A 24,288-nucleotide genomic window follows, 5' to 3' on the forward strand; every position below is an offset into this window, starting at 1 on the left:
TTTCCTTGTTCAGGACAACCCTATTGGGTGCCTGTCCGGAAACTTCGTGGCCCCTCAACCAGCAAATTCTTCGATATCGGCCGACGCTCAGCGGGCCGAGCGGCTGGTGGCTTCAGTGGTCGTAACGGCCCTTGTGGCAGCGGTGACAGGACTGAGACAAGAAAGCCCACAACTGTCAGGGGGCCTGTCCGGTCTCACCTGCGTGGACGGCAACGACCGGCCGTCCCGCCATGACACCAACGGGGGAACATCATGAAGTCGATCCGGCACAGGGCAGCGACCGCTGGCGCCCTTGCCATCCTGGCCCTGGGCGGCACGCTCGCCGCGACAGCGCCAGCCTCGGCCGCCGCTGTCGGCGCCTACAACGGGGCGTGCGGCACGGGGTACGAGGTCTTCACCTCGACTCCGATCAAGTCCTCGCAGACCACCGTGGCCGCCACCACCTACGTGGCCTACAGTTCCGCGGACAAGCAGTGGTGCGCCGTCACCGTGCGCAGCAAGCCCGGTGCCCGCGTGTTCATGGAGGTCACCCTGGACACCTGGCCGACCAGTAGCACCCCGGCGACGGACGCTGGCTCCTACACGCCCTTCGCCGGCCCGGTGTACAAGGACCTGCCCAAGCCGGGCCTGTGCATGACCTGGAGCGGTTCGATCGACATCTACTACAACTCGGACAGTGGCCTGTGCCCCTGACCCAGCGGCTGTCGGCGTGGTCGACGCTCAGTTCGTTGTGATCCGCATGTCTTGTAACGGGAGGGACCATGGCCGAAGGCCACAGCGACCAAGGCACCAACAATGCGGAAACCTCTGACAATGTGTCGGCGGCGGTTGAACGCGGACCCAGTCTGGTCGGTTGAATCGTGACCCGTGTGGCCTGTGGTTGGTGGTGGTTCAGTCGGTTTCTGTTGTGGCGGTGGGGACGCGGCCGAGTTGCCGTCCGCGCATCCGGTAGGAATCGCCTTTGAGGGAGTGGACCTCGGCGTGGTGGACGAGGCGGTCGATCATGGCGGCGGCCACGGTCTCGTCGCCGAAGACCTCTCCCCAGCGTCCGAAGGGCTTGTTGCTCGTGACGATCACGGACGCGCGTTCGTATCGGTTCGAGATGAGCTGGAAGAACAGGTTGGCGGCCTCGGCTTCGAAGGGGATGTAGCCGACTTCGTCGACCACGATCAGCGGATAGCGGGACAGTTTGGTGAGCTCGGCCTGGAGGTGTCCGGCGTGGTGGGCGGCGGCCAGGCGGTCGACCCATTCGGCGGCGGTGGCGAACGCGACCCGGTGGCCGGCCTGGCAGGCGCGGACCGCAAGTCCGATCGCCAGGTGTGTCTTCCCGGTCCCGGGCGGTCCCAGAAAAACTGTGTTCTCTTTGCCGGTGATGAAGTCCAACGTGCCCAGATGCGCGAGCTGTTGGCGCGTTATGCCGCGCAGATGGGTGACGTCGAGTTCCTCGATCGTCTTGATCGCGGGGAAGCGGGCGCCGCGGATGCGGGCCTCGCCGCCGTGGCTCTCGCGGGCGGCGACTTCGCGCTGCAGGCAGGCGACCAGGAACTCGGCGTGGGTCCAGGATTCGGTGCGGGCCCGCTCGGCGAGGCGCTCGGCGGCGTCCAGCAGGGCCGGGGCCTTCATCGCCCGGGAGTAGAAGGCCAGGTCGGATGCGGTCTGCTCGCCGGTCCGGCCGCTGCCCGTCTTCGCAGTGACCGGTGTGGTGGCGGTGCGGGCCATATTCAGGACACCCCGTCCCCGGTCTCGTCGCGGCCGGCGTCGCCCTCGATGAGGGTGAACACCCGGTCGTAGTCGGTCAGTTCGCGTTGCTCGACATCGACCAGGCGGTCGGCGGCCGTGGCGCGGAGTCGGGCGGCCTGGGCCGCGGTGTGGTGGCGGTACTCACCGCGCAGGGCAGCGGCGGTGCGGGCGTGATCGGGATCGGTGATGGTCTGGTGCTTGGCCCAGCAGCGGGCATGGCGGGCCACGACGGCCCCGCCGGGAGCGAGGGTGGCGATGACCTCCTCGATGCTGGTGGTGACCTGGACTTTCTTGCCGATCGCCAGGGGGTGCACGGAGTAGTCGCAGGTGTCGACGCGGATGTAGTGGTCGCGTCCGATGCGGGTGAAGAAGCGCGACCAGCGGGGCGGATCGACGGGCGGGAGGGCGAGCATGCCGGCCCGGTCGGCCTCCCACCGCTCGACGGGACGGGTGCCCAGGGTGCGGTGGATGCGCCGGTTGGCGACGTGCAGCCACTGTCCGAGCTGGGTGTTGAAGTCGCCGGGTCCGCTGAAGGTGCGGCCGGGCAGAAAGCTCGTCTCGAGGTAGCCGTTGGCCCTCTCGACCAGCCCCTTCGCTTCTGGATCACGGGGCCGGCAGAGGAAGATCTTGACCGCGAGGAGTCCGGCGAAGGCGGCGAAGTCGACGGTGACCTTGCCCTGGCCGATACCGGCCTCGTTGTCCCAGACCAGCATTTTCGGCACCGCATTCCAGCCGGTCAGCAGCTGCCAGTGACCGTCGATCAGATCGCCTGTCATCCGGCTCGGCAGCATCCGCGCGGCGATGATCCTCGAGTAGCCCGAGACCATCACCAGTACCGGTGGCCGCCCGGACTGGCCATAGCCGAGCGGGATGTCCACCGGCGGGAACCACAGGTCGCACTGAGCCAGTTCGCCGGGCTGATACGTCGTGCGCGAGACCGGATCGACAGGGAGGTAGGCCGGCCGCAGCTCGCGGACACGGTCCTTGAGAATCGTCATCCCGCGGTCCCAGCCGATCCGCTCCGCGATCACCGTCGCCGGCATCGTCGGGGTCTGTTTCAGCAGCTCACGGATCTGCGGTTCGACCGCGTCGACCGCCGAGCCCTTCAGCGGCCGGGAGTACACCGGCGGCCGGTCCGTGGCCAGCGCCCGTTTCACCGTGTTCTTCGAGATGCCCAGATGCCTTGCGATCGCCCTGATCGGCATCTCCTCGGCCCGGTGCAGCCTGCGGATCTCTGCCCAGTCCTCCACTTGGATCACCCTCTCCTCCCGATCTCCAATCAAGATCAGGTTGGTATGGATGCCACGAAGTGAGTCAGTTTTGATCCGCCACCAGAGGGTCACCGTTCAGACGACGCCGACACAATGTCGTGGATGAGCGGACCGTAGTTGAACTGGTGTACCGGCCCCAGTCTGCCGACACCCTGGTCGGTCTGCGGGTCCGTGAGCGGATCAAGTGGGCCGGGCTACTACTGCGGGGTGCATTCCTCTTCCTGTCGGTAGGAAACTGGCTGCTCACCACCGTCGCCCGCGGCAGTGTCGACGTGTTCCCGACGGCTCTGTTCCTGTTGGTCGTCTTGCTGGTGTGGGGATACCCGCGGCTGCAAGCCGCCCATCTGCAGCGGCTCGTCGGATGGCAGGGCGAGTACCGCGCCACCGTGTCTCCGGCCGGGATCACCTGCCGTACCGACCACGGCACACTGATCCAGAAATGGTCCTTTTTCCAGGGGTACCGGGAAACGGCAGGTCACTTTGTCCTGCTCAGCCGGGATCCCAACATCATGTGCCTCGACGTCTTGCCCAAGCGGGGCGCACATGAGACTGGGGACCTTGAACGGCTACGGGCGATCCTGGACCAGTACACCCCTCGCGTGTGACAGGTATCCGCCGTTGTGGCAACAGGCGCGCCTCTGCGGCAACTATCGTGTCCCTCCCCTCGTACAGGGCTTGGTCATGTCGTATAGGGCTTGGTCATGATCCGTGATCGAGTAAGGCCCAATCGGGGCTGGCGCGGCGGCAGGCTGGGCAGCGCCAGAGTGTGACGGTCAGTGCGGCCTGGAGTTGAGCTATGGCCTGGTACAGGTTCAGGCCATAGCCCCGTCTCTTGGGCCGAGGCGTTCCCCTGCCCGGCGAACCGTTGGCCGGGTACACGCGGCAAGCTGCTTGACCTTGCCACTGGCGGCAAGGTTGAACGATGACCGGCATGAACAGCACCACGCCGCAGAGCAGCAGAACTGTCGTCGTCACGGGAGCCGGCACCGGGATCGGCCGGGGCACCGCCCGCGCTTTCGCCGCCGAGGGCGCGCACGTGGTTGCGATCGGGCGGCGGGTCGAGCCGCTCAAAGAGACGGCTGGTGACAACGACCGGATCATGGCGCTGCCCGTCGACATCACCGCCGAGGGCGAGCCCGAGCGGATCGTCCAGACTGTGTGGGAGACATACGGCCGATTGGACGTGCTGGTCAACAACGCCGGCATCGTGCACAGCGGAGCCCTCGGCACGCTGACGCTGGAGATGATCGAGGCGCAGCTTTCCACCAACCTCGTCGCCCCCACCCTGCTGGCCCAGGCTGCGCTGCCGCTCCTGGAGACGTCTGGCGGAGTGATCGTCAATGTCACTACGTCGGTGGGGCAGCGGGCGTGGCCCGGCAGCTCGGTCTACGCGGCGACCAAGACCGCCCTGGAACTGCTGACCCGCAGTTGGGCGGTCGAGCTGGCGCCCCGTGGTGTCCGGGTGGTGGCGGTCGCCCCTGGCGCGATCGATACGCCCATTGGCGAGCACCAGGGCCTGACGCCGGAGCGGATGGCCGCAGTTCGGGAGTGGCAGCTGGCGCACACTCCGCTGGCCCGGATCGGCCGACCCGAGGAGGTGGCCTGGGCGGTCACCCAGCTTGCCGCACCGGCGGCATCGTTCATCACCGGAGTGGTGCTCCCAGTGGACGGCGGAGCGGTTGTGGCGTGATAGGAGTGGCCCGGGAGGTGGAAGGGGTGCGGATCGGTGAGCTGGCCAGGGCAACGGGGACGACCGCTCGTGCGCTGCGGCACTACGAGCAGGCCGGGCTGATCTCCTGCGAACGTGCCTCCAACGGCTATCGCGTCTATGACGAGCGGGCCCTGGTGCGGGTCCGCAACATCCGCTACCTGCTGGCCGTCGGGCTCACCCTGGACGACGTGCGTGTGTTCCTGCCATGCCTGGACGGCGATGTGGCTGCCGCACCGCCCTCCACCAAGGGCCTGCGGGTCGCGCGGGAACGGCTGGCGCTCCTCAACGAACGGATCGCCGCCCAGACCGAGGCCCGCGACCGGCTGGAAGCCGCACTCCGGGAGACGACCGGCGATCGGATCCGCCCCGTGGCCTGACCAAGGTGTCTCACTGCCAGGGGCGAAGAATTGGCGGAACAAGATGAGGCAGCCTCGACTGGGCATGCCTCATGCACGGCTATCGGGCATAGCCGAGGCGGGCGTGCCCGACCGGTTCGGCGCCGGCACGGGCGGGCCGGGGAGGCTCGGTCCGCACTGATCCCGGTGTCCGTGCGGAGTACTTAAGTTGGCTGCTGCGGCGCTCGGCGTGCTGCTTCCTCTTCGGGCCGGGGAATCGCGGTGCTGCTCCGGCGGATGAAGCCGTGTCGTGCGGTCATGCGTGCGGGGCGGGCCAGGAGTTGAGGGGGAGCGGGCCGCGGTCGATGACGGTGCGGATGCAGAAGGTGCTGCGGGCGTCGCGTACGGGAGCGATGGCCATGATCTGGTCCGTGAGCACGGTTTCGAAGGTGCGCAGGTCCGGCACGGCGAGCTCGACGAAGAAGTCGGCGTCGCCGGAGACCACGTGGCAGGCGACCACGTGGTCGATCGCCTTGAGTGCCTCGGCGACCACCTTTGAGGTGGTGCGGGAGTGCTCGACCTTGAGGGAGAGGAACACCGTCAGCCCGAGGCCCAGGCGTTCGCGGTCCAGATCGGCCCGGTAGCCGGCCAGGACCCCGTCCTCCTCCAGTGCCTTGACGCGGCGCAGGCAGGACGAGGGGGACAGGCGTACGGCCTCGGCGAGGTCGACGTTGGGGATGCGTCCGTGGCGCTGAAGGTGGTCCAGGATCGCCCGGTCGATACGGTCGTACAGAGGTCGTGGCATGAAATGCAGCGTACTGGCCGGATCGGCGAATAATCCTGCGCCCCAGGGCCGCCTGGGCCTTGTTTACGCCATCGTGTGCCGGGCTTGGCGACGCATCCTGGGCACGTGCTCCGGCCGGTACGCCGGACCGCGCCTTCGTACCCCTCTCACGTTCGGACTTGTCATGCACTGCTTCCCCCTGGAACCCGACCGCGCCTCGATGACCGAAATGGGTCGTCTCGTCCTGGACCGGGTCGTCGACCGCACCGAAAGGCTCGCGGCCCGCCCAGCGAGCAGCCCCCTGGGCCCACAGGCCGAGGCCGATCTGGTGGAGTCATTCCTGGCGCCGCCGCCCGAGCGGGGCGGTGACCTGAAGGCTCTGCTCGCGCGCCTGGACGAGGCCGCCGACTGCGCTGTGGAGACGGCCGGGCCCGGCCACCTCGCGTACATCCCGGGCGGCGGTCTGTACGCGGCCGCGCTCGCCGAGTTCTACAACCGTGCCGTCAACCGTTACGGCGGCCTGGCCTCGGTCGCCCCGGCGCTCGCCGCGCTGGAGGAGAGTGTGATCCGCTGGATGGCCCAAGAGGTGTGCGGCCTGCCGGAGGGCAGCGGCGGGCTGCTGACCAGCGGTGGCTCGATGGCCACGTTCTCCGCGACGGTCGCCGCCCGCCACCACAGGCTCGGGGAGGATCTCGCCGGCGGCACCGTCTACACCACCGCCTTCGCCCACCACTCCGTCGCCAAAGCCGCCCGCCTCGCCGGTATCCGCGCCGCACACATACGTACCGTGCCGCACACCCCGGACCTGCGAATGGACCCGCAGGCCGCGGCGGCGATGATCCGCGCCGACCGGGACGCCGGGCTGCGGCCGTTCCTGCTGGTGGCCACCGCCGGTACCACCGACACCGGTACCGTCGACCCACTGCCTCAGCTGGCCGACCTGGCCCGCCGCGAGGCCGTGTGGTTCCACGTCGACGCGGCTTATGGAGGCTTCTTCCGGCTCACCGCACGCGGTGCGAAACGCCTCGACGGTTTCGAGGAGGCCGACTCGATCACTCTGGACCCGCACAAGACCCTGTTCATGCCGTTCGGCACCGGCGCCCTGGTGGTCCGCGACATCGCCGCCCTGCACGCCGCGCACGACGGCACCGGCAGCTACCTTCAGGACATGGGAGCGGGGAGCGTCCCGGACTCCGGCCGCCTCGGGCCCGAGCTGACCCACGAGATCCGTGGTCTGCGGGCCTGGCTTCCCCTGCACCTGCACGGGGTGGACGCCTTCCGCGAGGCTCTGGACGAAAAGCTCGACCTGGCCGAACACGTCCACGACACGCTCTGCGGTGTTGCGGAGCTGGAGGTCCCGCAGCGCCCGGACCTGTCCACCGTGATCTTCCGCGTCCGTCCCACTGACGGCAGCCGGGCCGCCGCCGAGCGAGCCGATGAGGCGAGTCGCCGTCTGCTGGAGCGGATCAACGGCCACCGGCGCATCGTGCTCTCCAGCACGGTTGTCGACAACCGCTACAGCCTGCGCGTCTGCGTGGTCTCCCACCGCACCCACCACGACCGCATCGCCGAGGCGCTGGAGATCATCACTGCCGAGGCCAAGCGCCACACCACCGCGTAGCGATCTTCAGCCCCTGCGATGCTCAGACGTCGCCGACGAACTCGCCGTGGGTCGGCGCATACCGGGAGAAGCCGTAGGTGGACAACGGAGAGAAGAGGTTGCCCTCGGCGTCCCGGAACAGCACGACGAGCGTGTCTCCGGGCAAGTCTCGCGGCAGGAACATGTAGCCGAGATCGGCCTTCCCCGCAGAAGCCGGGCGACTGTGCTCCGGTGCTGTCCTGAGCAGGATCTGGCCGATCATCGTCCCGTCGAGCTCGACGACGAAGCTCCCGGGCCACCGCTCAGGCACTTCGGGCAGCTCGCGCTCAAGTTCTTCGCGTCGGTGGGGGCCGCCGAGGTAGGTGTGCACCTGTGGCGACGCCAGCAGCTCGATGAACGCCGCACGGTCCCGGGCCTCAGACTCACGGAGCACGAGCCTGTCGGCCCTGATCGGGACAGGCGGCCGGGCGACCGGTCCGAGATCAGTCATGACGCCGGCCAATCAACGGGCCCAGCAGCGATCAGGACTTCCCGAACGATCAAGCCATCGGTCCGGGACCCGCCCTCACCAACGGAGGCCGGCGCTGCGCCCCGACGGACGGGTTCTCAGGGCTTTTTCGTCGCGGCCCGCTTCGCGCTTGTGCCGCTGTTGGTGCTCGTAGCGCTGCGCCTCGGCTTTGCGGGCGCCTTCTTGCGCGTGCGTGTGGTGGGCTTCTCCGCGCTTGCGGCCGTTTGTGACGGCGCTGTCCCAGGCGATGCGGTCGGCCACGTGAACTCGATCTCCAGCTCGATCTCCCCATCACCGATCTCGACCTCTATCTCGCTGCGAAGGTCGTCGGGGATGTGCAGGCTCAGCGTTCCGGGACTGAGTTCCACTTCGGCCTCCCCGCCTTTGCGTAGCGCGGTGGCCAGTGCCGTGAGTTGGTCGGCCGCCTCAAGGCGTGACAGGGAGCGCTTCCGCTCGAACTTGAGGTCCTTCATCGGTGTTCTCCTTCGTGGATACCCCGGCCTTCAGGCCGGGGAGGAAACGAAGCTCCTGCGGAGCAGGGCAGGGGAAGCCGGTTCGCCGTCAGGGCGGACCGGGGTCCACCGCCCCCCGGACGACACCCGCTGCCCACACGGAAGTTGATAAAGTGTGAGACGTGACGCGGCAGGTCCAGCGGGCATTCAAGTACCGCTTTTACCCCACGAACGAGCAGGCGGCTGAGCTGTCCCGCACGTTCGGCTGTGTCCGCCTCGTCTACAACAAGGCGCTGGAGGAGCGAACACGGGCCTGGTACGGCGAGCAGCGCCGCATCTCCTACGTGCAGTCCTCCGCCGCGCTGACGCAGTGGAAGAAGACCGGGGAACTGGCTTTTTTGGCCGAGGTGTCCTCGGTTCCGCTGCAGCAGGCGCTGCGCCATCTGCAGACGGCGTTCGGGAACTTCTTCGCCCAGCGCGCGAAGTACCCCCGGTACAAGAGCCGGAAGAAGTCGGGTGCGTCGGCCGAGTACACCCGCAGCGCCTTCACCTGGCGCGACGGACAGCTGACTTTGGCCAAGATGACGGAGCCCTTGGACATCCGTTGGTCGCGTCCGCTGCCCGAGGGGACGGAGCCGACCACGGTGACGGTGTCCCGTGACGCGGCGGGTCGCTGGTTCGTGTCCTTGCTGTGCGAGGACCACATCGCCCCGGCCGCTGCCACCACGGCGGCCGTCGGCCTGGATGCCGGGATCACCTCCCTGGTGACCCTGTCCACCGGGGAGAAGGTCGCCAACCCGAGGCATGAGAGGCGTGACCGCGCGCGGCTGGCGCGCGCGCAGCGTGAGCTGTCGCGCAAGGCGAAGGGCTCGGCGAACCGGGAGAAAGCCCGCCGCAAAGTCGCCCGCGTGCATGCGCGAATGGCCGACCGGCGCCGGGACTTCCTGCACAAGCTGTCGACTCGTCTCGTCCGTGAGAACCAAACGGTCGTGATCGAGGACCTCACCGTCCGCAACCTGCTGCAGAACGGCACGCTCGCACGCGCCATCTCCGATGCGTCGTGGACGCAACTGCGCTCCATGCTGGAGTACAAGTGCGCCTGGTACGGGCGTGAACTCGTCGTGATCGACCGCTGGTTCCCCAGCTCGAAGCTGTGCGGGGCCTGCGGCACGGTCGCGGCGAAGATGCCGCTGAACGTCCGCGTGTGGACGTGCGCCTGCGGTGCGGTGCATGACCGCGACGTGAACGCGGCACGCAACATCCTGGCCGCCGGGCTGGCGGCATCTGCCTGTGGAGACGGTGTAAGACCTCAACGGGAGTCCTCCCGGACGGGGCGGTCGTCGGTGAAGCAGGAACCCCAGCGGGCGACCGCTGGAATCCCCCGCCTTTAGGCAGGGGAGGAAGTCAAGGTGTCTCCGATCCGCTTACTGCCTGGGTGTCGGGCCGCCCCGCGCAACCGCCGGTCACGTTCGAGCGGCCGGGTCACCTCCAATCTCGTCCCCTGCGGTCCGCCGCGCACGTCGGGGCCCGCGGAGCATCGGCGCGCGATGCGCGAGCCCCGAATGCGATCTACGGTTGAGGGGTCTCATATATACCGAATGCGGTTCTTCCGTCTCACGCCCCCTCGGGCTCGACACTCACCAGGAGGGCATACGCCATGTCCACATCGGACACTCCCGTCCTGGACACCCTCGCCGCCATGACGGTCGACTCGGTCGAGCGGTGCGGGCTTGCCCCGGACACGCTCATCCTCACGCGCATCGCGGCACTCGCCGCCTCGGACGCCCCGCCCATCTCCTACGCGGCCCACATCGACCCGGCCATCAGAACCGGTCTGACCGTCGAACAATTGCAGGACGTCCTGGTCGCCATCGCACCCATCGTGGGCACCGCCCGCGTCATGACCGCGGCGGGCAATATCGCCACGGCGCTCGGCATGGCCATCGCCGTCGCCGATGCCGAGATCGCAGCCCAGGGCTGAGAGCAGCCGCCCGTCCGGCATCGGTGATCCGCACGGCCGGCATGAGGAAGAGGGCCAAGGATCTGCCCGCCGGGTATGACGTGCCCCGTGCCGGGCGCCCCCATGGCGGCAGGAGCAGGCAGGAGCAGGCAGGAGCAGGCAGGACCAGGCAGGAGCGTCTCCGATGTCCCAGAACGCGACCACGGCCATGCGTGCCGCACCCCACACCACGCCCGAGAACCGCGCGGCTCTCGGCAAGGAGGCACGGCGCCGCTCGCCGCGGTCGGACCACGCCGTGTACACGCCGTCTCCCGACCGGCCGGATCCGCTGTCGATTCTTGAGGCGCAGTCCGAGGCGCGGGTGCCCGAACTCGTCCCGATCCGCTACGCCCGGATGATGGAGTCCCCGTTCCGCTTCTACCGGGGCGCCGCCGCGATCATGGCGTCCGACCTGGCCGACAGCCCGGTCTCAGGCCTCACCGCCCAGCTGTGCGGGGACGCACACCTGCTGAACTTCCGTCTGCTCGCCTCACCGGAACGGCAGTTGGTGTTCGACATCAACGACTTCGACGAGACGTTGCCGGGCCCCTGGGAGTGGGACGTCAAGCGCCTGTCGGCGAGCCTCGTCATCGCGGGCCGGGAGAACGGCTTCGACGACGACGAACGCGCCCGCATCGTGCGCGCCACAGTCCGTTCGTACCGCAAAGCGATGATCCGCTTCGCGGAAACGGGCAACCTTGACGTCTGGTACACGAAGATCGACGCGGACCTCCTCGAATCACTGGCCTCAGGCCGGCTCCATGCAACGAAGCGCGGTCGCAAGAACCTGGCCCACGCGATCGCGAAGGCCCGCACCCGCGACAGCCTCCAGGCTTTCGACAAGCTCACCGAGCAGGTCGACGGCCGGCCCAGGATCGCGGCGGACCCCCCGCTGCTCATCCCGGCCGGTGACCTGCTGCCGGACGTGGAGCGCAGCGCGCTGGAGCGCCAGTTCCGCGGTCTGGTCGAGCGGTACGGGCGCACGCTCGCCTCCGACCGGCGCACGCTCCTGGAGGACTACCGACTGGCCGACGTGGCCCGCAAGGTGGTCGGCGTCGGCAGCGTCGGCACCCGATGCTGGATCTTCCTGCTCCTCGGCCGCGACGACCAGGACCCGCTCTTCCTCCAGGCCAAGGAGGCCGACACCTCCGTGCTCGCCGCGCACATCGGCGCAAGCCGATACCGCAATCAGGGCGAGCGGGTGGTCTCGGGCCAGCGGCTGATGCAGGCCACCAGCGACATCTTCCTCGGCTGGGAGCGGGTGGACGGGATCGACGGCAAACGACGCGACTTCTACGTCCGCCAGCTGCGCGACTGGAAGGGCATCGCCATGCCGGAGAGGATGCGGCCGAAGGACCTGAAGGCGTTCGGCGAACTGTGCGGAGCCACACTGGCGCGTGCGCACGCGCGGTCCGGCGACCGCATCGCGATCGCCGCATACCTCGGCAGCGGCGACTCCTTCGACCGCGCACTCGCCTCCTTCGCGGAGTCATACGCCGACCAGAACGAGCGGGACCACCAGGCTCTGCTCGACGCGGTACGGGCCGGCCGGCTCCCCGCGGAGGAGCTGCCGGCAGCCTGACCCGCGACAGGAAACCCGGCTCGCCCCGAACGCGTAGGGCCCTCCGCTACTCCAGCGAGGGCCGCTCGCGGTCGTCACTTCAGCAGACAGGGGCGGTGAGCGCGCCGTGGCCCAGACCCACGAGAACACCACCCAAGGACCGACCCTTCCAGCCGCTCCCTGCGCCAATCCTTGGGGGGACCCGTTCCTGCGCACCCGGTTCGCCCTCCCTGCGCGGCCCGCCACGTTCCTGAGGCGGCAGCGGCTCGTCGACCACCTCGACCAGACTCGCGGAACCCCGTTGACCCTGGTGGCCGCAGACGGCACATCGATACGCGGGCCGGGCGGTGATCCGGGCGCGTACCCGCTGCCCAGTGGGGGAGGCGGGCGCCGACGGCAGCGCGCCCACGTCGATTGGATGTCGTTTCGACCTGAGTCTGAGAGTCACTTGGTGCGCGTTTTCGTGATCAATGTCGATGGGAATCGATGTCACTGCGCCGCTGCGTCAGCACCTGTCTGCGGTCCCGGGGTCTCCAAGTCCCGTCGGCCAGCCCGCCCTTTCGGCCTGAGGTGTTCTGGCAGACACTGTTTCGGGCGCCCTGGCCACTCTCTTACGCTCAGTGCCGGGCAGTCGGCCGGTCTTGGTTACCGATCTTCGACGGGGAACGCGCCAGTGCGGGGCAGGTCTTGTTCGGCCCAGGCGCCCATGGTGGCCAGCACGACCTCGAGCCGTGCGCCTGCCGGGGTGAGTTCGTACTCCACGCGGGGCGGGATCTCCGGATAGGCCGTGCGGGTGACCAGCCCCAGGAGTACGAATCGTCGCAGCCGTGAGGACAGGGTCTTGGGGCTGATCCCCGGAAGTCCGGTACGCAGCTCGGTGAAGCGTTTCGGGCCGGTCAGCAGCTCCCGCACGATCAGCGTCGCCCAGGGCCCGTCCAGCACGGTCAGGAACCGGGCGATCGGACATTCCGGCAAAGGGTGATCCAGCTCACTCATGCTCTCCCCAATAGTTCATTTGAGGGAACTGATTCCCTCAGGGAACCATAGCGGAGCAGCCCGCACCCACCCCACACCATGGAGGACCTCATGACCGCGATCAGTACGGCCAACACCGCAAGCGAGATGGTGCGCTCGGCCACGACCACCGCGCTGCGGGTCGCCGCGCGCAACCTTGAGCTCTACGACACCGGCAACGTCGCCGGGGCGGACGAGGTGTTCGCCCCCGACGTGATCGACCACAACCCCGCTGACGGCGCCGCCTCGGGCCTCGACGGCATGCGAGTGCTGATCGCCGCGGTCCGAGACGGATTCACCGGCACGCAGCACCGGATCCTGTTCCAGCAGGAGCTTCCCGGCGGCTGGGTGGTCCTGCACTGGCGGATGACCGGGACGCACACCGAGGACGCCTTCGGGTTCGCCGCCAGCGGCAACCCGGTCGACATCACGGGCACCGACATCGTCCGTGTTGTTGACGGCAAGATCACCGAGATCTACCACGTCGAAGAGCTGCTCAAGCTCACCCAACAGATCAACACCGGCGCGCAGCCGGCCTGAAGATCGAGACCTTCTCGGACCACGCCTGCCCCTGAGCCCTGATCGGCAACCGCCCCTCGACGCGGTGCACTCGTTCCAGGGCCAGTCCGGGAAAGGCATTCCGGCGGCCGTGAGTGGGTGGGGCCGCGGGCCATCGGCACCACCGGAGCCTCTGTCCCTCACCGGGGATGGCCTCAGCTGGCCACAGCCCGTCCAAGGCCCGCCGCACCGGGTGCCAGGTGACGTTGTGCTTGCGCTGCAGAGCCCGCCGGGACAGCCCATCACAGTGGTCACGGCATATCGCGGCGTATACAGATCGAACTTCGACTGAGACTTCCCCAGCGAGCCCCCTGCGGCAGAAGCACATCCTGCCGACGCCGCGTACGGCTACGGCATCAGCCGGCCCCGACCACACTGGCGACCCTGAGGACCCCAGCGCGACGATGGGACGACCCCGCCCCCGACCAAGCTCGCATCCCCGTCATGCACCCCGCCCACAACCCCGCCGACAACGGTCCGCACCCTTACCGGGTCTGACGGAGTATCCGCAGCTCACCACCCCTGACCAGCCATGGTCTGGAGCCCGACATCCTCCTCTGCACACCCCCACGCCCCCGACGAGACAAGGAGAAGGGAAAAGGGAAGGGCGGGGACGGGTGAGGGTGCGCCTCGCGGGATCGGGCGGCGTCCATCTGCTGTTGCGCGTTCAGCTTCCCGATGCTGGGCCTGCTCGACGTCCCGCTCGCCCATGGTGCGAGCGCGGGCGACGAGGTAGATGAAGACGCCCATGTGCGGGAGGACGATGACGCCGATCAGCCAGAGGGCTTTTGCCCAGCCGTTCAGGGAGTGGTCCCGGCAGAGGTTGGTGACCAGCTTGAAGAGCAGGAAGAACCACATCGTCCACACCAAGAGCCATCATCGGAATCTTTCGTGGATACCCCCGGCTTCGGCCGGGGGAGGAAACGAAACTCCTGCGGAGCAGGGCAAAGGGCTGGGATGCGCCGTCAGGGCGGATCGCAGTGCCGTGACCGGCAGGTTTGATCGCTGCCTGCGGTCTGGCTAGGTTGTGGGCGTGGTCGTGCACTCTGTGAAGCGGGCGTTCAGGTACCGCTTCTATCCGAGTGATGTGCAGGCGGCGGAGCTGTTGCGGACGTTCGGTTGCGTGCGCAAGGTCTACAACCTGGCGCTCGCCGCCCGTAGTGAGGCGTGGGCGCGGCAGGAGCGGGTCAACTACCACCAGACTTCGGCGATGTTGACGGCGTGGAAGAAGACCGAGGAACTGGCCTTCCTCAACGAGGTGTCGTCGGTGCCGTTGCAGCAGACGCTGCGGCACCTGCAGAGCGCGTTCACCCACTTTTTCGCCAAGCGGGCGAAGTACCCGCGCTTCAAGTCGCGGAAGGCGTCGCGGAAGTCGGCGGAGTACACCACCAGCGGGTTCCGCCTCCGCGACGGCGCCCTGACGCTGGCGAAGATGACGGATCCGCTGGACATCGTGTGGTCCCGGCCGCTGCCCGAAGGAGCGAAGCCGTCCACGGTGACCGTGTCCCAGGACCCGGCCGGACGCTGGTTCGTCTCGATCCTGTGCGAAGACCCCAGTGTCACACCGCTTCCCGCCACCGATGCGGCGATCGGCATCGATGTCGGCCTCAACCATCTCCTCGCCCTGTCCACGGGGGAGAAGGTCGCCAACCCCCGGCATGAGCGCCGTGACCGGGCCCGGCTGGCCAAGGCGCAGCGGGAGCTGTCCCGCAAGGCCAAGGGCTCGGCGAACCGGCAAAAGGCCCGCCGTCGCGTCGCCACAGTCCATGCGCGGATCGCCGACCGGCGCCGGGACCTGCTTCACCAGCTGACGACTCGGCTCGTGCGTGAAAATCAAACGCTCGTGATCGAGGACCTGACCGTGACCAACATGGTCAGGAACCGCCCGCTCGCCCGGGCTATTGCGGATGCGGGCTGGCGTGAATTCCGCTGCCTGCTGGAGTACAAGGCCGCCTGGTACGGGCGGGAAGTGATCGCGGTGGACCGCTACTTCCCCTCCTCCAGACTGTGCTCCGCCTGCGGCAACCTGCGGGAGAGGATGCCACTCAGCGTCCGTGCCTGGACGTGCGGGACCTGCGGGACGGCCCATGACCGGGACGTGAACGCGGCGAAGAACCTTCTGGCCGCCGGGCTGGCGGCGACGGTCTGTGGAGCCGGTGTAAGACCTCAACGGAGTTCTCCGGGCGGGCAGTCGGCGATGAAGCAGAAACCCCCACGGCGTGAGCCGTAGGAATCCTCTTCGTTCACGAGGAGGAGGAAGTCAACGTGAGGAAGACGTTCCGCAGCAGCGAGCAGCGGATAGTCGTCCATGGGTCGACTCCGTTTGTGTGCCCCCCAGTACCGTCGCTCCCTTCCTGCCGCATCCGCTGCCGACCGCGGACGAGCAGTCGACTGCGCAGGGTTCTCCCGGGTCTGCGCCGCCGATGTGCGCCGGGGGACGTGGAGGTTCAGATTGGATGTATCGGACTTGTCGCACGGAAACGTCGACGGGCAGCCCACGACAGGGAGGAACCTGTAGTGACAACCAATGTGAGAGAAGCCGGCCCGGCCAGGACGGCGCACGGCAGCGGCTGGGTCGTGTTCGCCGCCGTGATGATGATCTTCAGTGGCATCATGACGCTGCTCGCGGGTATCTCGGCCATCGCCGAGGACGACGTGTTCTTGAGTACCCGCAACTACGTCTACGAGCTCGATCTCACCGGGTGGGGCTGGATCCACCTCATACTGGGCCTCGTGATCGCCTGTGCCGGCTTCGCCCTGTTCAAGGGCGCCACGTGGGCCAGGGTCGTCGGCGTGGTGCTGGCGGGTCTCAGTATGATCGCGAACTTCATGTGGCTCCCTTACAACCCGTGGTGGGCGCTGCTCTTCATCGCCATCGATGCCTTCGTCATCTGGGCGCTGTGCGTAGCCCCTGGGCCGATGCGGGACTGAGGTCCAGGACCTCGACGCCCGTGGCGGGCGAGACAGTGGCCGGGCCGCCGCCGGACGTGCTGCTCATCGTCGGCGTCGCCGGGTCGGGCAAGACGACGGTGGCGCGTCTCGTGGCGCAGCGGCTGGGCCGGCCGTATCGGGACGCGGATGAGTTCCACTCCGAGGCCAACCGCGCCAAAATGGCCGCCGGCCATGCACTCACGGACAGCGACCGAGAACCCTGGCTCGATGCCATCGGTGCCTGGATGGACCGCGAGATCGCCGCCGGCCGGTCGGCTGTGGTGACCTGTTCCGCGCTCAAGCGTGTCTACCGGGACCGCCTGGTGGCGGGGCGCCCTGGAGTGCGTCTGGTGTACCTGCACGGGTCGCACGATCTGGTCCGTTCACGGCTGGCCGCCCGGCACGGCCACTTCTTCCCGGCCGGTCTGCTGGACAGTCAGTTCGCCGAACTACAGGAGCCGGTGCCCGATGAACATCCGTTGGTGGTCGAGATCGACCAGTCTCCGGAGGCTGTTGCCCTGTCGGTGCTTTCGCTGATGCGCCGAGAAGACGCTGCGGGCGACCCGCCGCCCGGACCGCTCATCGAGCGCCTCGCGCGACGCGAGGAGCCGCTCGTCTCCGCCGGCCCGACGGGCGACCAGTGGCAGTTGCGCCGTGGTGGGCAGCGGGCTTCCATCGTCCAACTGGGCGGCGCGTTGCGCGAGTACGTCGTGAACGACCGGTCGCTGCTCGATGGGTTCACCAGCGACTCGGCCATCACGGGAGGGCGGGGACAGCTCCTTGTCCCCTGGCCGAACCGTGTGGCCGACGGGCGCTACCGCTTTGACGGCCACGACCTGCAACTCCCCTTGACGGAACCGGTGCAGCGCAACGCCATCCACGGTCTGCTGCGGTGGACCTTGTGGAAGCTGCTCGCCCACAGCGAGGACTCGCTCAGGATCGGCACCACACTGTGCCCACAGCCGGGTTATCCCTTCCTCCTCGAGGTCTGTGCGGAGTACCGGCTCGGTCCGGAAGGCCTGGAAGCCTCCGTCTTCGCTACCAACTCCGGTACGGTCCGCGCTCCTTACGGGGTGGGGCAGCATCCGTATCTGACGGTCGGCACCGACCTTGTCGACACCGCCCTGCTGACCGTTCCGGCCGGGTACCGGCTGCTCACTGACGACCAGGGCCTGCCTGTCGGCCAGGAGCCTGTGGGGGGAACCATGTACGACTTCCGCGCTGCCCGCCCCATCGGCGATCTGCGGCTGGACACCGCCTTCACCGGTCTCGACCGCGACGCGCGCGGCCGGACGGTCGTCAGGCTGGCCCATCCTTCCGGGCTGCGAGGCGTCGATCTGTGGCTCGGCGACGGGACCCGCTACGTCCAGGTGTACACGGGTGACACGCTGGCCGAGCCCGAACGCAGACGCCGGGGCGTGGCGGTGGAGCCCATGTCCTGTCCGGCGGACGCGCTTTGCAGCGGCACCGGTCTCACGGTTCTCGAGCCGGGTGACACCCATGTGCTGCGATGGGGGATCACCTCGTGGGATTCCCCGTGACGTCGGCCGGTCCTGGCCCGGCCGCCGCGCGCATGGACGAGTGCGAGTTCCGGGTGCTCCACACCCGGTTGCGGGACGCGGCGTGGACGGAGGGCGAGACGAACGCGCGCGGGGCACTGGCCCATCTGACACCTGATCGGGTCGTGGCGGCCGCCACTGAGGTGCGGTACGGGCGCACGGTGTCGCTGGCCGCACCGATCGATATCCGGCCGGGTCCGGACAACCCCGACCCGGCCTGCCACTGGATGACCGGACCACTGTCTTCCGGTGGGCGACCGGAAGGGCTGCAATTCGCCACCGACCGCTTCGCCATGAACGTGCACGGGGATGCGGACAGCCATCTCGACGCGCTCTGTCACGTGCTGTTCGACGGCCGGCTGCACGCCGGTGTGTCCGCGGACAGCGTGACGCAGGAGGGGGCCCACGCGCTGACCCTGGACCTGGTCGCGAACGGCATTGTCGGACGCGGTGTGCTCCTCGACATCCCGCGGCTGCGCGGCGTCGCCTGGCTGGAACCGGGCGAAGCGGTGACCGCGGACGATCTGACCGCCGCCGAGACCGCTCAGGGAGTCCGGGTGGGCCCCGGGGATGTCCTGCTCGTCCGGGTGGGCCATCGCCGCCGTCGCAGCGAGCACGGGGCGTGGAACGCGGCGCAGGAGCGCGCCGGGCTGCATCCCCTCGCCCTGGAGTTCCTGGCCGACCGCAACGTCGCGGTCCTGGGCGGGGACGGCAACAACGACGCCGCTCCCAGCCCGGTCGAGGGCATCGACTTCCCGGTACATGCCCTGGCCATGCAGGCCATGGGCGTGCATCTGCTGGACTACCTGCAGTTCGAGGAGCTGGCCCCGGTGTGCGCCGAGACCGGGCGCTGGAGTTTCCTGTGTGTGATCGCCCCGCTCCGGTTGCCCGCCGCCACCGGCTCGCCGGTCAACCCGATCGCCGTGTTGTGAATCGAGGTGCTGCGGCTCGTGTCGAGGGCGCTGCCCGTGCGGTCGCCGATCACCGGCGGCGGAGTTACGTTCGCACGTGGGGGACCAACTCGGCCTCGGCCAGGGGGGACAGGCTCTGACGCAGGTCAGGGCCGTGATCGCAAGGACGGTGGTCGTCGTGGGCGACACCCCTCACTACGATGTCATCATCATCGGTACCGGCGCGGGTGGCGGCACGCTGGCCCACCGGCTCGCCCCTTCCGGCAAGCGCGTGCTCCTCATCGAGCGGGGCGATTACCTGCCGCGTGAGCGGGACAACTGGGACTCAACAGCCGTGTTCGTCAAGGGCAAGTACCGCGCACCGGAGTTCTGGATCGACCGGCACGGGACCGAGTTCCCGCCCGAGGTCAACTACTACGTCGGCGGAAACACGAAGTTCTACGGCGCCGCGCTCTTCCGGCTCCGCCCCGAGGACTTCGGGGAAATCCGGCATCACGGGGGTCTCTCGCCTGCCTGGCCGATCACGTACGAGGAGCTGGAGCCGTACTACACGCAGGCCGAGCACCTGTACCTCGTGCACGGCCGGCACGGCGAGGATCCGAGTGGGGGCGTGGCCAGCGCGCAGTATGCCCATCCGCCCGTGGAGCACGAACCGCGTATCCAGCAACTGAGCGATGACTTGGAGAAGCGGGGCCTGCACCCTTTCCACCTGCCGATCGGCGTGAATCTCAGCCAGGACGGAACCGGGCGTGCCACCCACTCCAGCGTCTGTATCCGATGCAACCGGGTGGACGGCTTTCCCTGCCTGGTGCGTGCCAAGTCCGATGCCGAAGTGATCTGTGTGGAACCCGCTCTGCTCCATCCTCAGGTCGAGATGACCACCAACACACAAGTGGTCCGGCTGGAGACGGATGCGACGGGGCGCAGCGTCAGCGGCGTCGTCGGCCGGCTTGCCGATGGCTCGGAGGTGCGGTTCACGGCGGATGTGGTGGTCGTCTCCTGCGGCGCGGTCAACTCCGCCGCGCTGCTTCTCGCGTCGGCGAACGAGCAGCATCCACGCGGACTGGCGAACAGCTCCGATGTGGTGGGCCGGTTCTACATGCGGCACAACAACCTTGCTCTGATGGCCATTTCGAAGGAGCCCAACGACACCCAGTTCCAGAAGACCCTGGCTCTGCACGACTGGTACTTCGGCGCGGACGACTGGGACTACCCTCTGGGCGGCATTCAGATGCTGGGCAAGTCGGACGCCGAGCAGATTCACGGCCAGGCTCCGCGATGGGCGGGAGCGGTCGCTCCGGACATGCCCTTCGAGGTGTTGGCGCACCACGCCGTGGACTTCTGGCTGTGCGGTGAGGACCTGCCCCTGGCCGACAACCGGGTCACTGTCGAATCCGAGGGCCGTATCCGTCTGGCTCTCGACGAGACGAACAACATCGAGGGTATGAAGCGGCTGAGGCACAAGCTTCAGGGCATGCTCGGCCACTTGGGCATGCATGAACACCGGCTGCTGTCCCGCAGCATCTACCTGCACAAGGGCATGCCGATCGGCGCGACGGCGCATCAGGCGGGCACCGTCCGCTTCGGAACCGACCCGGCTTCCTCCGCGCTGGACGTCAACTGCAAGGCCCACGACCTGGACAATCTGTACGTCGTCGACACGAGCTTCTTCCCGAGCATCGGCGCGGTGAACCCGTCCCTGACGGCCATCGCCAACGCGCTGCGGATCGGCGACCATCTCCTCGCGCGGCTCGGCTGACCGGTCGGGGCCGCTCGTCCGATGGGACGAAGATGCTCGACCCAACGGCTCAACGACCGCTGCGTGGCCATGCTGTCCGCCGCGACCGGTGATTGCGTGACCTGCGTGCCGGGCCGGCCGCAGGCGGCGGGCCCTGGCCGCGCTGCGAGGAGGCAGAACATGGTGGATGCGACCGAAGCACCCCAGGGCGTCATTCCGGCGCACCTGCTGAGGGGTCAGAAGGCACTGGTCACGGGAGCGAATTCGGGCATCGGAAGGGCCACCGCACTCGGGCTCGGCCGGGCCGGCGCGGACGTGGTCGTGAACTACGTGGCGGATCGTGACGCCGCTGAGAAGGTCGTCGAGGAGCTCACTTCCTTCGGGGTGCGCGCGGCCGCCTACGAGGCGGACGTGTCGAAGGAGGACCAGGTCGTCGCCATGGTGGATCGGATGGTCCAGGAATTCGGGACGATCGACATCCTGGTGGCCAACGCCGGGCTGCAGCGCGACGCCCGGCTCACCGATATGACGCTGGCGCAGTGGCAGACGGTGATCGATGTCAACCTCACGGGGCAGTTCCTGTGCGCGAGGGAGGCGGCCAAGGAGTTCCGGCGCCGCGGTGTCGTCCCCGAGGTGTCCCGCGCGGCCGGGAAGATCATCTGCATGAGCTCGGTGCACCAGCTCATCCCGTGGTCCGGTCATGTCAACTACGCGTCCTCCAAGGGGGGCGTGCAGATGATGATGCAGACCCTGGCCCAGGAGCTCGCCCCGGAGAAGATCAGGGTGAACGCGGTCGCCCCCGGTGCGATCAAGACGCCGATCAACCGCAGCGCCTGGGAGACGCCCGAGGCCCGGGAAGACCTGCTGCGGCTGATTCCCTACGACCGGATCGGCGACCCCGACGACATCGCCCACGCCGTCGTCGCCCTCTCGTCCGACCTCATGGACTACGTCGTGGGGACAACCCTGTACGTGGACGGCGGCATGACCCTCTTCCCCGGGTTCGCCACCGGCGGCTGACCTTTCCCTGGTACGCCGCGAACAGTAAGGGCGTCGATGCACACCTACGTCTCGCTGGTGGCGGATGCCCCAGCGCAACTGCTGCCGGCCCGGGAGCTCATGGCCTTCACCCTGGCCTCCCACATCATCCTGGTGCCCCTGGGCGTGGCGCTCCCTTTCCTCACCCTGGTCATGCACTACCGAGGGCTGCGCCGCCACGATGCCACCGCGCTGCTCCTGGCCCGGCGCTGGTCGGCCGTCATGGCGGTGCAGTTCGCGGTCGGCGTCGTCACCGGCACGGTGCTTTCCTTCGAGTTCGGTCTGCTCTGGCCCGGACTGATGGGGCGGTGGGGCGACGTCTTCGGCATCGGGTTCGGTGTCGAGGCCTGGGCGTTCTTCCTCGAGGCGGTGCTCATCGCGATCTACCTCTACGGGTGGCGCAGGCTGAAACCGCGTACCCATTTCCTGCTCGGGCTGCCGCTCCCGGCCACCGCCCTGCTGGGCGCGTTCGGCATTTTGGCCGCCAACTCCTGGATGAACACACCGCAGGGGTTCTCCCTCGACGCCGCGGGAAGACCGGTCGACGTCAACGTGTGGAAGGCGATCTTCACGCCCATGTTCGGGCCGCAGTACTGGCACTTCGTCGTAGCCATGCTGATGACGGCGGGTTACATGGTGGCCGGCGTCTATGCCGTGGGCTGGCTGCGGGGCCGGCGGGACCGGTATCACCGGCTCGGGTTCGCCATTCCCTTCACGATCGCATCCATCGCCGCGCCCGTGCAGATGGTCCTGGGCGACTCCATCGCGCGGTCGGTCTTCCACAAACAGCCGGTGAAGTTCGCGGCCATGGAGATCGTTTGGAAGACCGACACCCGTGTACCGGAATACCTCTACGGTCGCCTGCACCCGGACGGTTCGATCTCCGGCGGTATCAAGATTCCCCTGCTCGACTCCGTACTGGCCGGGTTCCGCCCGGACACCAAGGTGGTCGGGCTGACCTCCGTCCCGGCCAGCGAACGGCCGACCGCCACCCAGGCGACCATCGCCCACTGGGCCTTCGACACGATGGTCTTCATCGGCACCGCGTTGCTGCTGCTCGCGCTGTGCTACGGATGGATCTGGCTGCGCCACCGCCGGCTTCCCGAATCCAAGTGGTTCTATCGCGGCGCGGCATGCGCCGGAGTCGCGTCCGTCGTGGCGGTGGAGTGCGGGTGGGTCGCCACCGAGGTCGGCCGCCAGCCCTGGATCGTCTACCAGAACATGCGGGTCGCCGAGGCGGTCACCTCGACCCGCTCCACCACCCTGTGGATCATGTTCGGCCTGGTGCTCGTGGTGTACGTGTTCGTCTTCGGCTCGCTGCTCACGGTCCTGCTCAAGATGCGGGCGCGCTGGCGGCTCGCCGACGAGCAACAGGCGGCGCACGCACCGGAGGCCGATACCCCCTACGGGCCGAGAACAGCTCCTCAGGCCGGCGACATCCTCACCTCCGGCACCGGAGGCAGGCCCCGGGACGGCCGCCCGTGACCGCCGACGTCATCGCCGTGACGCTGCTCCTCGCCGTCGCCGCGTACGCGTGTGCGGGCGGCACCGACTACGGCGCCGGATTCTGGGATCTCACGGCGGGTGGGGCGGAGCGCGGCAAGCGTCCCCGGCAGCTCATCGACCACGCCATGGCTCCCGTGTGGGAGGTGAACAACGTCTGGCTGATCTTCGTCTTCGTCATCATGTGGACCGGCTTTCCGACCCTCTTCCAGACCGTGTTCTCCGCGATGTGGCTGCCGTTGGCCCTGGCCGCGATGGGCATGGTCCTGCGCGGCGCGGGCTTCGCCTTCCGCAAGCCCGCCCGCCGGCTCGTGGGACGGCGCTTGTACGGTGCGGTGTTCGCCGTGGCCTCACTCGTGACGCCGTTCTTCCTCGGCTCGGCTGTCGGCGGGGTCGCGTCGGGCCGGGTCTCGCCCGGCACGGAGGCCTCGGCGGACGCGTGGGTCAACCCCACCTCGCTGATGTTCGGTCTGACCGCTGTCGCGGGTACGGCGTTCCTCGGCGCGGTCTTCCTCACGGGGGACGCCCGGCGCCTCGATGCCGGTCTGGTCGGCTACTTCCGGCGGCGCGCGCTGGCCAGTCTCGGGGTCGTGTCCGTGCTGGCCGTGCTCGCGTTGTCCGTCACCCGGGACGACAGTGCGCACGTATGGCACGGACTGACCCATGGCGTGGGTCTGGGCTTCGTCATCGCCGCGGGAGTGGCCGCCCTCGCGACGATCGGGCTGCTTCTGCGGACGCCGGGCGTCTGGGTCCGGGTCGCAGCTGTCGCGGTTGTCGCGGGTGCGGTGCTCGCCTGGGGCATGGCCCAGCGCCCCTACCTCCTTCCGACGTCGTTGACCGTGTCCGACGGGGCGGGTGCCCCCGCCACACTCACGTGGCTGGTGGTGGTCACGGTGATCGCCGTGGTCGTGGTCCTCCCGGCCGTCGCGCTCCTGTACTGGCTGGACACCCACGGCGAACTGGAGGAACTCACGGACGCCGAACTGCGACACAGCGGCGCGGGCGAGGACGGCCCCTCCGGCGCCGCCTGAGGCCACCGCCGTATCCCGATCGCGCCCGCACTCCGAATGAGGGA

Annotated in this window: 23 protein-coding genes and 2 pseudogenes; 18 read left to right on the top strand and 7 right to left on the bottom strand. The window is 68.5% G+C overall.

Going from position 1 to position 24,288, the window contains the following annotated elements; translation table 11 throughout:
• Positions 1 to 252: 252 nt before the first annotated feature.
• Positions 253 to 693 carry a hypothetical protein gene (locus OHU89_RS49050; RefSeq protein WP_405652984.1) on the top strand — a complete coding sequence of 147 codons (441 nt, stop codon included), beginning with the start codon at positions 253 to 255 and terminating at the stop codon, positions 691 to 693.
• 198 nt (positions 694 to 891) lie between these two features.
• Here OHU89_RS49050 and istB read toward each other — a convergent pair whose 3' ends face one another.
• Positions 892 to 1,719 (bottom strand): IS21-like element helper ATPase IstB, encoded by an 828-nt coding sequence (gene istB, locus OHU89_RS49055; protein WP_405652987.1) that lies wholly within the window; start codon positions 1,717 to 1,719, stop codon positions 892 to 894.
• A gap of 2 nt (positions 1,720 to 1,721) precedes the next feature.
• Positions 1,722 to 2,999 (bottom strand): IS21 family transposase, encoded by a 1,278-nt coding sequence (istA, locus tag OHU89_RS49060; protein ID WP_405652990.1) that lies wholly within the window; start codon positions 2,997 to 2,999, stop codon positions 1,722 to 1,724.
• A gap of 110 nt (positions 3,000 to 3,109) precedes the next feature.
• Here istA and OHU89_RS49065 point away from each other — a divergent pair, with 110 nt between their 5' ends.
• From OHU89_RS49065 to OHU89_RS49075, 3 genes are all read left to right on the top strand, one after another.
• On the top strand, positions 3,110 to 3,616 hold the full coding sequence (locus OHU89_RS49065; protein WP_405652993.1) for a YcxB family protein: 507 nt from the start codon (positions 3,110 to 3,112) through the stop codon (positions 3,614 to 3,616).
• A gap of 317 nt (positions 3,617 to 3,933) precedes the next feature.
• A complete protein-coding gene (locus OHU89_RS49070; RefSeq protein WP_405652995.1) occupies positions 3,934 to 4,701 on the top strand; it encodes an SDR family NAD(P)-dependent oxidoreductase in 768 nt (255 codons plus the stop codon).
• Between the two features lie 26 nt (positions 4,702 to 4,727).
• Positions 4,728 to 5,099, top strand: a complete 372-nt coding sequence (locus OHU89_RS49075) for a MerR family transcriptional regulator (RefSeq protein ID WP_405655012.1) — start codon at positions 4,728 to 4,730, stop codon at positions 5,097 to 5,099.
• Positions 5,100 to 5,373: 274 nt separating this feature from the next.
• Here OHU89_RS49075 and OHU89_RS49080 read toward each other — a convergent pair whose 3' ends face one another.
• Entirely contained in the window at positions 5,374 to 5,862 is a 489-nt protein-coding gene (locus tag OHU89_RS49080; RefSeq protein ID WP_266898712.1) for an Lrp/AsnC family transcriptional regulator, read from the bottom strand.
• Between the two features lie 199 nt (positions 5,863 to 6,061).
• Between OHU89_RS49080 and OHU89_RS49085 the strand changes: the two genes are divergently transcribed.
• Complete coding sequence (locus tag OHU89_RS49085; RefSeq protein ID WP_405652997.1) at positions 6,062 to 7,462, top strand: pyridoxal phosphate-dependent decarboxylase family protein; 1,401 nt, start codon at positions 6,062 to 6,064, stop codon at positions 7,460 to 7,462.
• A gap of 148 nt (positions 7,463 to 7,610) precedes the next feature.
• On the opposite strand, the pseudogene OHU89_RS49090 reads toward OHU89_RS49085, so the two are convergent.
• A pseudogene (locus OHU89_RS49090) lies at positions 7,611 to 7,931 on the bottom strand (GNAT family N-acetyltransferase); the annotation flags it as partial.
• A 116-nt stretch (positions 7,932 to 8,047) separates the two neighbouring features.
• Positions 8,048 to 8,422: an amphi-Trp domain-containing protein gene (locus tag OHU89_RS49095; protein WP_405652999.1), complete on the bottom strand. Its 375-nt coding sequence runs from the start codon at positions 8,420 to 8,422 to the stop codon at positions 8,048 to 8,050.
• 161 nt (positions 8,423 to 8,583) lie between these two features.
• Here OHU89_RS49095 and OHU89_RS49100 point away from each other — a divergent pair, with 161 nt between their 5' ends.
• The 4 genes and pseudogenes from OHU89_RS49100 to OHU89_RS49115 all read left to right on the top strand — a co-directional run.
• Positions 8,584 to 9,792, top strand: a complete 1,209-nt coding sequence (locus OHU89_RS49100) for an RNA-guided endonuclease InsQ/TnpB family protein (RefSeq protein ID WP_405653001.1) — start codon at positions 8,584 to 8,586, stop codon at positions 9,790 to 9,792.
• A 266-nt stretch (positions 9,793 to 10,058) separates the two neighbouring features.
• Positions 10,059 to 10,382, top strand: a complete 324-nt coding sequence (locus tag OHU89_RS49105) for a carboxymuconolactone decarboxylase family protein (protein WP_405653003.1) — start codon at positions 10,059 to 10,061, stop codon at positions 10,380 to 10,382.
• A gap of 163 nt (positions 10,383 to 10,545) precedes the next feature.
• Complete coding sequence (locus OHU89_RS49110; RefSeq protein ID WP_405653005.1) at positions 10,546 to 11,982, top strand: DUF2252 domain-containing protein; 1,437 nt, start codon at positions 10,546 to 10,548, stop codon at positions 11,980 to 11,982.
• 106 nt (positions 11,983 to 12,088) lie between these two features.
• A pseudogene (locus OHU89_RS49115) lies at positions 12,089 to 12,274 on the top strand (hypothetical protein); the annotation flags it as partial.
• 332 nt (positions 12,275 to 12,606) lie between these two features.
• On the opposite strand, the gene OHU89_RS49120 reads toward OHU89_RS49115, so the two are convergent.
• The gene (locus OHU89_RS49120; RefSeq protein WP_405653007.1) at positions 12,607 to 12,957 is read right to left on the bottom strand and encodes a winged helix-turn-helix transcriptional regulator; all 351 of its coding nucleotides are present in this window, start codon (positions 12,955 to 12,957) and stop codon (positions 12,607 to 12,609) included.
• A 90-nt stretch (positions 12,958 to 13,047) separates the two neighbouring features.
• Between OHU89_RS49120 and OHU89_RS49125 the strand changes: the two genes are divergently transcribed.
• On the top strand, positions 13,048 to 13,515 hold the full coding sequence (locus OHU89_RS49125) for an ester cyclase (RefSeq protein ID WP_405653009.1): 468 nt from the start codon (positions 13,048 to 13,050) through the stop codon (positions 13,513 to 13,515).
• Positions 13,516 to 14,046: 531 nt separating this feature from the next.
• On the opposite strand, the gene OHU89_RS49130 is transcribed toward OHU89_RS49125, so the two are convergent.
• On the bottom strand, positions 14,047 to 14,391 hold the full coding sequence (locus OHU89_RS49130) for a hypothetical protein (protein WP_405655014.1): 345 nt from the start codon (positions 14,389 to 14,391) through the stop codon (positions 14,047 to 14,049).
• Between the two features lie 175 nt (positions 14,392 to 14,566).
• On the opposite strand from OHU89_RS49130, the gene OHU89_RS49135 reads away from it, so the two are divergent.
• The 8 genes from OHU89_RS49135 (at position 14,567) to OHU89_RS49170 (ending at position 24,244) form a co-directional block, all read left to right on the top strand.
• A complete protein-coding gene (locus OHU89_RS49135; RefSeq protein ID WP_405653011.1) occupies positions 14,567 to 15,763 on the top strand; it encodes an RNA-guided endonuclease InsQ/TnpB family protein in 1,197 nt (398 codons plus the stop codon).
• A 362-nt stretch (positions 15,764 to 16,125) separates the two neighbouring features.
• Entirely contained in the window at positions 16,126 to 16,464 is a 339-nt protein-coding gene (locus tag OHU89_RS49140) for a hypothetical protein (protein ID WP_405655016.1), read from the top strand.
• Positions 16,465 to 16,484: 20 nt separating this feature from the next.
• Positions 16,485 to 18,005 (top strand): gluconokinase, GntK/IdnK-type, encoded by a 1,521-nt coding sequence (locus OHU89_RS49145; RefSeq protein ID WP_405653014.1) that lies wholly within the window; start codon positions 16,485 to 16,487, stop codon positions 18,003 to 18,005.
• 32 nt (positions 18,006 to 18,037) lie between these two features.
• On the top strand, positions 18,038 to 18,955 hold the full coding sequence (locus OHU89_RS49150) for a cyclase family protein (RefSeq protein WP_405655019.1): 918 nt from the start codon (positions 18,038 to 18,040) through the stop codon (positions 18,953 to 18,955).
• Between the two features lie 133 nt (positions 18,956 to 19,088).
• On the top strand, positions 19,089 to 20,693 hold the full coding sequence (locus tag OHU89_RS49155) for a GMC oxidoreductase (protein WP_405653016.1): 1,605 nt from the start codon (positions 19,089 to 19,091) through the stop codon (positions 20,691 to 20,693).
• Positions 20,694 to 20,852: 159 nt separating this feature from the next.
• Positions 20,853 to 21,692: an SDR family oxidoreductase gene (locus OHU89_RS49160; RefSeq protein ID WP_405653018.1), complete on the top strand. Its 840-nt coding sequence runs from the start codon at positions 20,853 to 20,855 to the stop codon at positions 21,690 to 21,692.
• A 36-nt stretch (positions 21,693 to 21,728) separates the two neighbouring features.
• Positions 21,729 to 23,195: a cytochrome ubiquinol oxidase subunit I gene (locus OHU89_RS49165; protein WP_405653020.1), complete on the top strand. Its 1,467-nt coding sequence runs from the start codon at positions 21,729 to 21,731 to the stop codon at positions 23,193 to 23,195.
• Complete coding sequence (locus OHU89_RS49170; protein ID WP_405653022.1) at positions 23,192 to 24,244, top strand: cytochrome d ubiquinol oxidase subunit II; 1,053 nt, start codon at positions 23,192 to 23,194, stop codon at positions 24,242 to 24,244. Before OHU89_RS49165 ends, OHU89_RS49170 begins: the two co-directional genes overlap by 4 nt.
• Positions 24,245 to 24,288: the final 44 nt, after the last annotated feature.

The sequence above is a fragment of the Streptomyces sp. NBC_00019 genome, from assembly GCF_045041015.1.
Classification (GTDB): domain Bacteria; phylum Actinomycetota; class Actinomycetes; order Streptomycetales; family Streptomycetaceae; genus Streptomyces.